The 13,774-nt window shown below is 51.2% G+C and carries 10 protein-coding genes; 6 read left to right on the top strand and 4 right to left on the bottom strand.

Annotated elements, in window-relative coordinates; all coding sequences use genetic code 11:
* Positions 1-155 precede the first annotated feature (155 nt).
* The 3 genes from FPE01S_RS24585 to trmD form a co-directional block, all read right to left on the bottom strand.
* Positions 156-1,226, bottom strand: a complete 1,071-nt coding sequence (locus FPE01S_RS24585) for a DUF2652 domain-containing protein (RefSeq protein WP_052955466.1) — start codon at positions 1,224-1,226, stop codon at positions 156-158.
* 346 nt (positions 1,227-1,572) lie between these two features.
* Positions 1,573-2,046 carry a nuclear transport factor 2 family protein gene (locus FPE01S_RS02980; protein ID WP_046367413.1) on the bottom strand — a complete coding sequence of 158 codons (474 nt, stop codon included), beginning with the start codon at positions 2,044-2,046 and terminating at the stop codon, positions 1,573-1,575.
* 376 nt (positions 2,047-2,422) lie between these two features.
* The gene (trmD, locus tag FPE01S_RS02975) at positions 2,423-3,091 is read right to left on the bottom strand and encodes a tRNA (guanosine(37)-N1)-methyltransferase TrmD (protein ID WP_046367412.1); all 669 of its coding nucleotides are present in this window, start codon (positions 3,089-3,091) and stop codon (positions 2,423-2,425) included.
* A gap of 105 nt (positions 3,092-3,196) precedes the next feature.
* On the opposite strand from trmD, the gene FPE01S_RS02970 reads away from it, so the two are divergent.
* The 5 genes from FPE01S_RS02970 (at position 3,197) to FPE01S_RS02950 (ending at position 8,796) form a co-directional block, all read left to right on the top strand.
* Entirely contained in the window at positions 3,197-4,378 is a 1,182-nt protein-coding gene (locus FPE01S_RS02970; RefSeq protein WP_046367411.1) for a glycoside hydrolase 5 family protein, read from the top strand.
* Positions 4,375-5,343, top strand: coding sequence for a glycoside hydrolase family 43 protein (locus FPE01S_RS02965; RefSeq protein ID WP_217998160.1), 969 nt, complete (start codon positions 4,375-4,377; stop codon positions 5,341-5,343). Before FPE01S_RS02970 ends, FPE01S_RS02965 begins: the two co-directional genes overlap by 4 nt.
* A gap of 101 nt (positions 5,344-5,444) precedes the next feature.
* Complete coding sequence (gene galK / locus FPE01S_RS02960; RefSeq protein ID WP_046367410.1) at positions 5,445-6,617, top strand: galactokinase; 1,173 nt, start codon at positions 5,445-5,447, stop codon at positions 6,615-6,617.
* Positions 6,614-7,678 carry a UDP-glucose--hexose-1-phosphate uridylyltransferase gene (locus FPE01S_RS02955; protein WP_046367409.1) on the top strand — a complete coding sequence of 355 codons (1,065 nt, stop codon included), beginning with the start codon at positions 6,614-6,616 and terminating at the stop codon, positions 7,676-7,678. The genes galK and FPE01S_RS02955 overlap by 4 nt, the downstream gene beginning before the upstream one ends.
* Entirely contained in the window at positions 7,675-8,796 is a 1,122-nt protein-coding gene (locus FPE01S_RS02950; RefSeq protein WP_046367408.1) for an aldose epimerase family protein, read from the top strand. The genes FPE01S_RS02955 and FPE01S_RS02950 overlap by 4 nt, the downstream gene beginning before the upstream one ends.
* Before the next feature lie 135 nt (positions 8,797-8,931).
* Here the strand turns inward: FPE01S_RS02950 and FPE01S_RS02945 are convergent, their stop codons facing one another.
* Positions 8,932-12,483, bottom strand: a complete 3,552-nt coding sequence (locus tag FPE01S_RS02945) for a VCBS repeat-containing protein (protein WP_046367407.1) — start codon at positions 12,481-12,483, stop codon at positions 8,932-8,934.
* A gap of 174 nt (positions 12,484-12,657) precedes the next feature.
* Here FPE01S_RS02945 and FPE01S_RS02940 point away from each other — a divergent pair, with 174 nt between their 5' ends.
* Positions 12,658-13,752: a cellulase family glycosylhydrolase gene (locus FPE01S_RS02940; RefSeq protein ID WP_046368590.1), complete on the top strand. Its 1,095-nt coding sequence runs from the start codon at positions 12,658-12,660 to the stop codon at positions 13,750-13,752.
* Positions 13,753-13,774: the final 22 nt, after the last annotated feature.

Raw genomic sequence — 13,774 nt, 5'->3', positions numbered from 1 at the left:
AGTGGGTTTTTGGCATCGCAGAAACAGGCTGAAAGAATTGGACCGGTTTTGCGAAGGGTTGAAAATGAACCGGTTGCGATTCGGCAGGGATCGGCAGTGTACGCTTATGGTACAGTGTCTGATCCATTATGGAACACTGAGAAGGCGGTTGCCGGCTATTTTGTCACCATTTCCGCAAGGGCGTTGCCAAAGGCATCCAGGTGCCTGTCCAGCCATTCTACTGTCGGTTCATCAATATCCTGGCGGGATTTTCCGGGTTCGAAGGGGAGAAATCTCAATTGAAGAAGCGAATTGCCCTGGGAAAGGCGGGTGAATACCTGTTCCAGGATCATGGAAATGCCGGCTTTTTCAAGCTTCCAGATCTCTGCATAAATGATCTGTTCGGCACCCGGAAGCATTTTAGCGGGAGAGATCGTGACGGTTTCGTCTGTATACCGCGCAACATGTTTACTGCCGATAAAGACATGGGCAAATTCCTGTTCAACGCTTTGAAGTTCGGGCACCCACGAGGCCCTGTCCGGAATATTCATCACCCTCATATACGCGTCCTGGAAATCGGCAGCGACCGGAAAATCCTGGTAGGGCGTTTCGTATTCTTCATAGTACACCACCGGGTCTGGCGGGGGTGGCAGTTGTTCTCTTATTTCCGTCAGTAAGGCAAAGGAGTAGTCGATCTTGCCCAGGGTGGTCAGCTCTTCTGAAGCCTGTTGCCAGTTCATGACAGCGGTTTCCTGTTCTGCTGTCTGCATGTGCTGCAGCAGGTTGTCCGTCAGCAAAACATATTCGTGATGGCCGATGCCATTTTTCAGTAAACGGTGTGCCACAATCATTTCCGGTCCTGAATGTTTGATGAACCTGCCTACCCGCATTTCTGCCAGGAGTCCGTGGTGTCCGATGAACTTGAGGGACAGGTTTTCCAGGGCCATACATGCCCGGCAGGGACAAACCGTATGTTGCTGCATCCACAATCGCTGAAAATGGAAGGCCTGAAAGATCTCCAGGCATAGAGCGGTCATTTCGTCCTTCGAAGGAGCAGGATCTTTTTTGATCAGCAGTACGGCATCGCCTTCGATCTCAGAAACTTCGTAACGGTCGTTTACTGTCTTGACGATTGCATCGATCAGCATATTGATGGCCATAGTGCCATGGCTGAGTTCAGTGTTTGACATGAACTCCGTAAAGCCGCTGATGTCGGGAATCAGAATGGTGGCATTGATTTCAGCCATTGCTCGCGGGATGAGGTTCTAAGATACTGTATTTCCCGCATAAGGATTTTTTCTTTGATACGGGTAGAGGGTGCGGGTCGCTATCGGTTTTCACACAGGGAGTTTTTTCAAGCAAGTGGTTTTTTGCTCTTCGGTTGAGTCGCTGGCGCTCCTTTCCCGCAATGGTGTATTTTTTCACGCAAAGCACGCAAAGATGCAAAGGCGCAGAGAAGAAGGATGAAGTATTGGAAATTGCACGTAATGAAAGGCAGAATTCTTGCAGCGACAGGGTGATGCTGTTGCTGCAAGAATTCTGATGTTGTTGCTGTGAGAAAGTTCTGATTTTGTTGCTGCAAGAAAGGAAAGCCTATTTTCCGGAAGGCGGCGGGGCGATATGGGGCGAGTCTTTTGATAATGTGCCCTGCCACCCCGTGTATTTCCAGTCCCCGTTTTCTTTCACAAAGATTGCCGTATACAGGAATTCAACGACCATTGTTCCGTTAACATATGCCTGGGCGCGGCCGGTGGAGATGCCAACGGTGCCGTACACCCGAATCTTTCTTTCTACTATTTTGAGTTGTGCGCTGCCGGTCATTTTCAGTCGGGCAGTATCGGCGGCCGCCTCCTGTTTATTGGCCATCACCCCATCCGCATTGATGGTGATAAAATCTTTGGAAACATGATTTTTGAAGTATTCAGCAGCATGTTCATAATTCATCTGGCTGAACATTAGTGTTTCTGCAGCTTCAACTTCTTTAACCAGTTCAGAAGCAGCCGATTGTTGCGCCGAGGCGACGCTGAAAACAATCAGCATGGCAAGAACCAATGGAAATTTTTTCATAACAGGAAGGGTATTGTTGGTTTTATGACAATAATGCAAATCGGAAAGAAGTGTAGTAATCAAAGGGTGGTCAGGCACCTCAATTTCACCAACACAATCAGATGATCAGGAAACAACCAGTGAAATCAATCAACACTTCAGAAAAACAAACAACACTCCAGAGAAAACAAACAGCACACCAGAAAAATAGAATATTCCTTTCTGACCTGCAAATATCGCGCACGAAATACCTTCACCAATAACGATTAAATTCTTCTCTGCGCCTTTGCATCTTTGCGTGCTTTGCGGGAAAAAATACACCATTGCGGGAAAGGAGCGCCAGCGACTCAACTGACGAGCAAAAAACCATTTGCGTGAAAAGAATTGCGCGCTTTTCCTAAAGGTCGGGCCGTCGCTCCTGCGTGCGCAGCACCGCCTGTTCGTACCGCCATTCTTCCACTTTCCTGAGATCACCACTAAGCAGAATATCCGGCACCTTCCAGCCGCGGAAATCGGCGGGACGGGTATACACCGGTGGTGCAAGGAGGTCGTCCTGGAAAGAATCGGTCAGGGCGGAGGTCTCATCATTCAGCACACCCGGCAGCAGCCTGCCGACAGCATCTGTTACGATTGCGGCAGCAAGTTCTCCGCCGCTCAGCACATAATCACCGACAGAAAGTTCAAGGGTCACAAAATGATCGCGGATACGCTGGTCGATTCCTTTGTAATGTCCGCAGATGATCAGCAGGTTTTCACCGAGAGACAGCCGGTTGGCGGTTTTCTGGTCAAATTGTTTGCCATCAGGTGTCATATAGATGATCTCATCGTATTTCCGGTCGCGGCCCAATGATTCGATGGCATTCGCAAGCGGCTCACACATCATGACCATGCCTGCACCTCCGCCATACTGGTAGTCGTCCACCTGACCATATTCGTTAACCGCCCACTGCCGCAGGTGGTGTACGTGCACTTCCAGCAATCCCTTTGTCTGTGCCCTTTTCATGATGGAATGGTTCAGGGGACTCTCCAGCAATTCGGGTATTATGGAAACAATATCAATCCGCATGCGGCAAAGTTGATACATTCTGCTCAATCATTGATACAATCTGCACATGATTTGGGGGCGGGATTAAGTTTATTTGTGCAAAGTTCCATTTACAATTGGATTGGTATGAGAATTTGCTTCAACGTATTTGTTTGCCTCCTGGTAATTCTATTTCTAAGCAATTGCGGTATTGGTGACCGTCCCGCAGAATCGGGGAGTGACGCTGACAACAGCAGGCCCGTGGTGGTTGGCGGTGAAAGGCAGATCTGGACAAAGCAACAGGCCAATGCCTGGTATGCTCACCAGGGCTGGCTGGTAGGTGCCAATTTCCTGCCCAGCAATGCGATCAATCAACTGGAGATGTGGCAGGCGGAATCTTTTGATACCGCCACGATCAACCGGGAACTGGGCTGGGCCCAAAGCCTGGGCATGAATACCATGCGGGTATTCCTCCACGACCTCCTGCACCAGCAGGATTCACTGGGCTTTTACCAGAGAATGGACACATTCCTGGATATCGCCTCCCGGCACAAGATCCGGCCACTGTTTGTTTTCTTCGATTCCTGCTGGGATCCTTTTCCGAAAACCGGCAAACAACGTGACCCCAAACCTTATACGCACAATTCAGGCTGGGTGCAAAGTCCCGGTCAGGCAGCCCTGAAAGATTCCTCCCAGTATCCGCGCCTGGAAGCCTATGTAAAGGGAACGGTTAAGCGCTTTGCTGAAGATGACCGCATTCTGGGGTGGGATCTCTGGAATGAACCGGACAATATGACCGGTGCCGCGTATGAAAAAGTGGAGATCGCCAATAAAGTGGATTATGTACTGGTGCTTCTGAAAAAAACCTTCGGATGGGCCCGCAGCCAGCACCCCAGCCAGCCACTTACCTCCGGCATCTGGAAAGGCAATTATCCCGTTTATGACAGTCTCGACAGGATGCAGAAGTTGCAGATCGACGAGTCAGACATCATTTCTTTCCATAGCTATGACAGCGCTGCCAAATTTGAAAGGCTTATCTCTTACCTGGAGCCCTACGGGAAACCGATCCTCTGTACGGAGTACATGGCAAGGCCCAATGGCAGCACATTTGAAGGGTCCCTGCCCATCGGTAAGAAATATAATATCGGCATGTACAACTGGGGATTTGTGGATGGCAAGAGCCAAACCATCTATCCGTGGGACAGCTGGACGAAAAAGTATAACAGTGAGCCACCGTTGTGGTTCCACGATATCTTCCGGAGAGATGGCAAGCCATACCGGGAAGACGAAGTGAAAGTCATCAGGTCTTTAACTGCCACAGCCCCTTGATACCCCGCAGGTCATACCGGATCCTGGCAGCTGCGCTGCTCTTGTCGCTGCAATGTTTTGCAACGACAGATACTATCCGGCTGGCGGATCCCACTATATTCCCTTACCATGGGAAATATTACCTGTACGGTACAGGTAATGCTGCGAAAGGATTTACGGTACAGGTATCCTCAGATCTGAAAAAATGGTCTGCACCTGCCGGGAAAAATAACGGGTATGCACTGGTCAAAGGGGAAGCATTCGGTGAAAAAGGATTCTGGGCACCGCAGCTCTTCGCCTACCGTGGCAGGTTTTATATGGCTTATACGGCAGATGAGCAAATAGCCATCGCCTTTGGTGACAGTCCCCTCGGTCCATTCAGGCAGACGGTTCAAAAGCACCTGGCCGGTGACGGAAAAAAAATCGATCCCTATATTTTTGAGGATCGCGACGGGCAGCTCTATCTCTATCATGTGCGGTTGGAGCAGGGCAACCGGCTCTTCGTTGCCAGACTCAAACCCGACCTTTCGGATATCTTTCCGGAAACACTGCAGCCGGTGCTCAGCGCGACAGAGCCCTGGGAGAATACGGAAAACCGCGACTGGACAGTAACGGAAGGACCTACCGTGGTACTGGAACAGGGTACCTATTTTTTGTTCTACTCTGCAAACGATTTCCGGAATAAGGATTATGCCGTAGGATGTGCCACCAGCAAGAGTCCGATGGGTCCGTGGACCAAGCTGCAAAATAGCCCGCTGATCAGCCGGCAACAGCTGGGCATCAATGGCACCGGCCATGGCGATCTTTTCAAAAACAGCAAGGGGCAGTGGCAGTATGTGCTGCATACTCATTATAACAATGTCACGGTTTCCCCGCGACTGACAGGAATTGTTGACCTGCGTTTTCTGAATGGAGGATTTCAACCCGTAAACAATAGTTTCCGTTACCTGGAAGAAGCCGCTGCAGGCGTCCGGGCTAAGGAATAGTATAATAGATTTTTTTAAGAGCAGACAAGCAGTCGTCCACCATCAGACCCTCCCATTTCCATGGGAGGGGAGAGGTGGGTCTTTTTGATGTAAATTTGCCCATGAGCACAACTACAACCACACGGCCATCAACGGCCGAAGCCATACGGACGGTTTTTTCTGAGAGATTTGGTAATGCCGCTGTAATTGTCCGGTCTCCCGGACGCGTGAACCTGATTGGTGAACATACTGACTACAACAATGGATTCGTTCTGCCCGCTGCTATTGACAAGGCAACAACTGTTGCTGTTTCCCGCAGGAACGATGATGTTATTCACCTTTATGCAAACGATTTCCCTGACAGTCACCTCGCTTCCCTGGACGCCCTGCTGCCTACCGGCAACTGGCCCGATTATGTATTGGGCGTAGTTTCCCAACTCAGGGGTATGGGATATGCGCTGGGCGGCTTTAACCTGGTTTTCGGCGGCGATGTACCGCTGGGTGCCGGTATGTCATCCTCTGCTGCACTGGAATGTGCAACCGCATTTGCATTGAACGAATTGTTTTCACTCGGCCTCGACCGCCTGACTATGGTGAAGGCGGCACAGGCCGCGGAGAACCGTTTTGTAGGGGTGAACTGTGGCATTATGGACCAGTTTGCGAGCATGTTCGGGAAAAAGGACCATGTGATCCGCCTGGATTGCCGCAGTCTCGATTTTGCCTATATCCCGTTCAGCATGGATGGTTTCCGGATCGTACTGCTCGACACCAATGTGAAGCATTCCCTGGGTTCCAGTGAGTATAACCTGCGCCGGAACCAGTGTGAAACCGGAGTAGCCATGATCCGGGAACACCTGCCCGAAGTAAAAAGTCTCCGCGATGCCGACCTGAATATGCTGAACCGCTACGTCGCTCCGCAAGACACGCTGATCTATCAGCGTTGCCGTTATGTGGTAGAGGAAAAAGAGCGGCTGCTGGGTGCCTGTAACGACCTGGAGGCCGGTGATATGAAAGCTTTCGGTGAGAAGATGTTCCGGACCCATCATGGTCTCAGCCACCTGTATGAAGTGAGCTGTCCTGAACTTGATTTCCTGGTGGACCGCGTCCGCAATCATCCCGGTGTACTCGGTGCACGCATGATGGGAGGCGGATTTGGCGGCTGCACCATCAACCTCGTTGCTGTTGATGCTGTGGAAGAACTCATCGCTGATATGGCGCACCAGTACGGTGAACATACCGGTAAGGATCTTCCTGCATATGTAATCAGCATCGGCAACGGTACCTCCAAAATATGACAACAGACTTTTCTTTCCGGGAACATCCCCATACCCGGTTTAACATCCTGACGGGTGACTGGATCCTGGTTTCCCCTCATCGTACGAAAAGACCCTGGCAGGGCAAGGTGGAAACGCTGCCGCCCGACAACCGGCCTGCGTATGATCCTGCCTGTTATTTGTGTCCGGGCAATCGCCGGGCCGACGGTGCCGTGAATCCGCAGTTTGATGGCCCTTTCGCTTTTACCAATGATTTTGCTGCACTGCTCGCAGACACGCCCGATGGCAGCCTGAATGACGATGGCTTGCTGATTGCTGCTTCGGAAAAAGGAACCTGCCGGGTGATTGGATTTTCTCCCAGGCATGACCTCACGCTTCCGCAGCTGACTGTAGAAGAAATCAAAGCCGTGATCCGGCTGTGGCAGGAGGAATTCCGTATGCTGTCAGCTGATCCGGCCATCCACTACATACAGATCTTTGAGAATAAGGGTGAGATCATGGGTTGCAGCAATCCGCATCCGCATGGGCAAATCTGGGCTTCGTCCCATATTCCCCTGGAGATCGATAAGGAGAACCGCCGGCAGGAAGCCCATTTCCGGGAAAAAGGCAGAAGCCTGTTAAGCGATTACCTGGACAAGGAAATGGCGCTTCAGGAAAGGATCGTTACCACCAATGAACATTTTGTTGCACTGGTGCCCTTCTGGGCGACATGGCCTTATGAGACCATGATCATTTCACGGCGCCACGTAACCGATGTGCTTGGCTTTACGGCAGATGAAGTGACTGCACTGGCCGATATCCTGAAGAAGCTTACTACCCGCTACGACAACCTGTTCAATATTTCATTTCCGTACAGCGCCGGCATGCACCAGGCGCCGGTGAACAGTGGTGATCAGCCGCATTGGCACTGGCACATGCATTTCTATCCGCCGCTGCTGCGTTCGGCCACCGTCAAGAAATTCATGGTGGGCTACGAGATGCTGGCCAATCCTCAACGGGATGTGACACCGGAGTGGGCTGCGGAAAGATTACGCGGGCTGTCGGAACTGCATTACAAGGAAAATACAAATCAGCTTTCATGAAACATTGCTTAACCGCGCTGGTGGCCTGCTGCATTGCTTGCCAGAGTCCCACCAGTACATCCAACAACAACATGACACCTGCGTTCGATTCCACCATTGACGGCAAAACGGCACAGCTTTTCCAGCTCAGCAACGGCAAAGGCCTGCGCTGCGCCATCACCAATTATGGCGGTCGCATTGTGTCGCTTGAAGCTCCTGCGAAAGACGGCAAAAGCCGCGATGTTGTGGTTGGCTTTGCTACTGCCAGTGACTATTTAAATTCAACTGAGCCCTATTTCGGTGCAACCATTGGCCGGGTGGGCAACCGCATTGCCAATGGCAAATTCACGCTTGATTCTGTTCAGTATACACTCTTCACCAACAATGGCCCCAATACGCTGCATGGTGGTAAGAAGGGTTTTCAGGCGGTGGTATGGGATGCGAAGCAACTGGGTGACAGCAGTCTCGAGTTGACCTATACCAGCCCGGATGGTGAGGAAGGATTCCCCGGCACCCTCAAAGTGAAAGTAACCTATACCCTCACGGCCGATAACGCACTCGACTGCAGCTATGAGGCGACTACAGACAAGAAGACGGTAGTGAACCTCACGAACCATGCCTTCTTCAACCTTAATGGAGAAGGCAGCGGCACCATCAACAGCCACGTGATGCAGATCAACGCCGATGCCTATACGCCGGTAGACAGCACCCTGATCCCGCTGGGTAAGATCGCTGCAGTGGAAGGAACACCTTTTGATTTCCGTAAGCCTGCCACAATCGGGTCAAGACTGGAGGTAAAGGATGAGCAACTTACTTTCGGCAAAGGCTACGATCACAACTATGTGTTACAAGGGCATGCCGGCACGCTGCGCCTGGCTGCGGTGACCATCGGCGATCAGAGCGGTATCCGCATGGAAACCTGGACGATCGAACCGGGGCTTCAGTTCTATGGGGGCAACTTCATGCAGGGAAAGAATACATTCAAGAGTGGCGCGAAAGATGATTTCCGTACTGCTTTCTGCCTGGAGACACAGCATTATCCTGATGCACCGAACCAACCTTCGTTCCCGTCAATTGTACTGGAGCCGGGAAAGACTTACAGCACACATTCCCGGTACGTGTTTTCTGTGCAGCAATAATTTCCGCCGTAGGGCGCTGAAAAACCACGCGATATTAAGAGGCCGTCTCAGAATTGCTTTTGAGGCGGCCTTTTCTGTCTTTTGTTTCTTCGGGAATCAGCACCGGGATAGAAAAAATTGAGTGAGAAAAAGACGTTAAAAAGAAATCACTCTTTTCTTTCCATCGACACCTGTCACCGTGATTCTTTTGATGCGATTGGTTATTGGAATCTTCCGTGAACTCTGCGAGAGAAATCCTGAACCGTAATGCCATTCCACCTTTCTCATGGATTGATCAGTAAAAACGATTTCAGCACTGACATCACTGCTTTCGGGGGTGAACAGTTTCGGAGTAGTCTCGCCGTTTGTTTTTTCGAAAGCGAGTAAAGGTCCCTGGTTCTGTGTGGCGAGGTACAGGTTGCCGACTTTCGCAGATGCCAGCCGTGCAATAGCTTTTCCATCGCCCCTGATATACCAGCCACTGGCAGCAATGGAAAGCGGCTTAAAATTACCTTTGCCATCACCTTTCAATACCAGTCCGTCGAAGGCATCATGACGACCACTGTAAGGCTCCATTCCATAGTCATTACCTGAAAGCAGGAGGTCGAGGTTGCCGTCGTCATCAAGGTCATCTGCCAGCATGCCAAAAAGCGGTGCCGTCTGTGCTTCCAGGGGAAGTGCTTTCGCATTAAAGCGTCCATTGCCCAGGTTCTCCAGGTAAACGCTGCTCATGTGATTGGCAGTAAGATAAACCGCGTCGTTTTTTCCAGTCGGTCCAAGGATCATATCCATGGTTGCCATGCCATATGCCTTATAGGTGGGAAATCTTTTGCGGATGGAAAGGATCTGGCTGACCATGTCATCGCGTACCGTCATCGGGTAAGGTTTGCGGGTGCCATCCTGTGCTTTCATGTAACAAAACACCAGCGGATCCAGCAGGCCATTGTCATCGAAATCTTTGGCGTAGAGTTGCAATGGTTCAGCGGCGCTGGCTTTGTAATTGGAGTTGAGGCCAAGATTCCCGGCGATATAATCCATGTCGCCATCATTGTCGAAGTCGCCGGCAATGATACTGTTCCACCAGCCATTCAGGCTGTCGACCCCGGTTTGCTCAACTGGCAAGAGGCTTTCTCCCGTATTCCGGAAAATCCTGACCGGCCCCCATTCTGTTGTTACCAGCAGATCCGGTTTGTTATCATTGTCAATGTCTGACCAGAGCGCGTCAGTGACCATACCGGCATCTTCCAGTGCGGTGCAAACCTTTGCTGTAACATTCATGAAAGTTCCGGAATGGTTTTGCAGGATGAAGCTGGACGGCGCCAGCGGATAGGACCCGGAAATGACCCGGCTGCCGACAAAGAGATCGAGGTCGCCATCACCGTCATAATCTGCAGCTTTCACACAGGAGCCATTGCTGAACATTCTCGGCAGGGCAGAATAACGCGGTTCAAAATGCCCGGATCCATCATTGAAATAAAGAATGTCCTGGCTGGAAGGCTGATTCGGTGCCAGTTCATAACTGCCGCTTACCGCATAGAGATCAAGGTCGCCATCGTTGTCGGCATCAAACAACAGCAAGCCCATATCCTCACCCGGGTGTTTGTCCACTGCAGGAATACGCGTTGAGTCAATGGTGAATTTTCCATGTGCATCCTGCAGGAAAAAAACTTCTTTCCCGCCAACAGATCCGCCGATCACAAAATCTTCAAACCCATTATTGTCGATATCGCCCACTGCAATGCCGGGACCGTACTGACTTAATTTATGCGGTATAGCGGGTTGCTGGTTATAATCGATGGCATCGCGTTCGTGATGACGGTAGTTGATTCCTGTGATACTGTTGACATTACGCAGCAGCGGCTCACCTGGTATTGCGGCAAATACAGGGGTAATGCCGGAAGCATCGCTGTATCGCAGCTCCAGTGGTGTTCCTGCCGGAACTGCTTTCAGCAATTGCGTTTTGCCATCGGCCCAGCGCACGCGTACGGAATCTGCCGTGCCGGCTCCCAGCGAAAACCAGCTGCGGTTATCAACGGTGGACAAATAACCCGTGCAGGGCTGATGTTCATAATAGAACTGACGCCCATTGACGTAGATGCGCAGTGTCGCCCCATAACCCGCAGTATTCAGGGCGCTGCCTTTAAAAGTTACCTGCAGGCGGTTTTTCAGCGCGCCGGGCTGTTGCCGGTCCAGTTGATTTTCATAAACAAAGGCAGGTTCATTGATGTTGTTGATCACCACATCCAGGTCTCCATCATTGTCGAGATCAGCGTAAGCTGCACCATTGGAGAAGCTTGGTTGGGTGAAGCCCCAGTTGGCCGACTGGTTGCTGAACTCCATTCCATTCACATTACGGAACGCATAGTTCGGAAGTTTCACGATGGGCAGAGAATCCACCATCGATAATTTGAAGTTGCCGCTGCCACCGCCCTGGCCATTGTTGTAGGCAACATAGTCGAGATCCGTTACATCCCTGGGAAGACCGTTGGTAAAGATCATATCGCGGAGTCCATCATTGTCGAAATCGGCCAGCAACGGGCACCAGCTCCAGTCGGTTTCAAAAGCGCCGCTCAGGTAGCCGATGTCACTGAATACCGGGTGGCCTTCAGGGGTCATTCCCTGGTTCAGCTGAACCACATTGCGTACATATTGATGGGTATACCCGAATTTCTGGTTGTTGAAGTAGTTGTAATATTCATTGCCTACCAGCATCCGCTTTTTACGGAGGTTGGTCTCCGGCAGCATTTCCAGTGAAACCAGATCGGGCATGCCATCATTGTTGAGATCAGCAACCGCCGTGCCCATGGCGTTCCAGGCATTGTGCCGGAAATAATCACCCAGCTGGTTGGTGAAGGTGCCGTTGCGGTTGTTGATCCAGAGCAGGTCATTGGAGATAAAGTCGTTGGCCACATAGATATCGGGCCAGCCATCACCATTGAAATCACTAATGGCACCAGCATGTCCCCACCCTTCGATGGTGATGCCCGCTTCAGCGGAAACATTCGTAAAAGTATTGTTGCCGTTATTCCGGTAAAGCCGGTCGGTGTTTTTTGCAGATCCGTCTGTTACCTTGGGTCGGTAACGGATCGGTGTTTTAGGATCATACAGTTCGTTGGTAACCAGATAACAATCGAGATCGCCATCCAGGTCGTAGTCGAAAAATAGCCCCTGCGTGCTGAAGCCTGTATCTGCCAGTCCGTAGGATGCGGCGCTTTCCACAAAAACAGGAATGCCGTTCTTATCATTACCCTGGTTGATATAAAGCAGGTTGGTGCGCAGTGCAGTTTCTTTGCGGAAGGAGCAGGAAACGTAGATGTCCAGCCTGCCGTCGGCATTGATGTCCACTACGGATACGCCGGTACTCCAATGGCCGTTACCACCTGCACCGCTCTCTTTGGTGGCATCCCGGAACTGCAGGGAACCCTTGTTAAGATAGAGTTTATTGGAGACCATGTTACCGGCGAGATAGATGTCCGGCAGCCCGTCCTGGTTGAAATCGCCAATGCCCACGCCACCACCGTTATAGATGTTTGCCTGGTTGAGAATATTTAGGGAGTCACTCTCCGTAAGCGAATTGGAGAAAGCAATGCCTGTTTCTTTGGGTGACAACAGGCGGAAAAGTGTTTTTTCCTTCGTTTGTGCGACGCCGGTAGTAAGGTGAAGGGTATTCAGGATAGTCAGTAGCAGCAGCAGTCTCCGGTTGTTCATCGTAAGCAGTCGTTTGGATCACAATCTAAATATTTGCCTCCTGAGCCGGAGTGTAAATCCTATCAAAATCTATTCAATCCGTATCGGCGGGGCGGGTTAAATTAAGCCGGAAACGGGTTAATGGCGGCATTTTTTTTATGCCCGCGGAATGCGTGGTTTGGGGCAAAAAAGGGAATGAAAAAATCTGACCTCACAATAGTCTTGCTGTTAACCCTCGCTGCCCTCCTGGGCCCGTTACAAAAGGTTGATGCACAGTCTGGTTCCCAATTGCGGTGGTCTCCTGAGAAAGCCTGGCAATGGTATAAAGACCAGCAATGGATCTGCGGGGCCAATTATATTCCGGCCTATGCCATCAACTATACCGCCATGTGGGATAGGACCACTTTCGATTCCGTGGCCATTGACAGGGAGCTGGCGCTGGCGGAGCAGACCGGGCTCAATTCACTTCGGGTAGTGCTCCAGTATGCTGTTTATGCCGAAGATCCTGAAGGGTTTTTGCGGCGCATGAATACATTTTTATGCAGCTGCGAAAAGCATCGCATCAAAATGGTACCGGCGCTGTTCGACGACTGTGTCTTTGGGTTGGAACATGATCCCAAAACGGGCAGGCAGCCTGAGCCGCTCGAGGGCTGGTATGCATGGGCGTGGTCTCCCAGTCCCGGCCACAGCATGGTGGTAGACAGCAGCACTTTTCCGTTGCTGGAACGATATGTAAAGGGAGTGATCACGCGGTTTTCAAATGACAAAAGGATCCTGTTCTGGGATCTTTACAACGAACCCACCAATGGCGGCCTGGGCACTGCCAGCCTGCCGTTGTTGCGCAACACGATCCGCTGGGCGCGGGAAGTGCGGCCGTCACAACCCCTGTCTGTCGGCGTTTGGGATGGCAATAAAAGGCTGAATGAGATTGCATTGAATGGATCCGATATCGTGAGTTTCCACAACTATGGCAACCTGGATGCGCTCCGGAAAATGGTGGAAGAACTGAAACTGCAGGGGCGGCCACTGGTGTGCACGGAGTGGATGAACCGTCCCGCCGGATCCTTGATCAGCACTCATATTGGGTATTTCAGCCAGGAAAAGATCGGCTGCATGCTATGGGGTGTAGTCAACGGGAAAACGCAGACGCACCTGCCCTGGGGGCACCGTCCCGGCGATCCTGCTCCCAAAATCTGGCAGCATGATCTCTATACTGCTGATTTCCGGCCCTACGATACTGCAGAGATCAGCCTGCTGAAACAATACTGTAACACCGTGAATAGAAAATGAACAATAATACTACATCCTTCAT

Source organism: Flavihumibacter petaseus NBRC 106054, from assembly GCF_000974785.1.
Taxonomy (GTDB): domain Bacteria; phylum Bacteroidota; class Bacteroidia; order Chitinophagales; family Chitinophagaceae; genus Flavihumibacter; species Flavihumibacter petaseus.
This window is presented reverse-complemented; position numbering and strand designations above follow the sequence as displayed.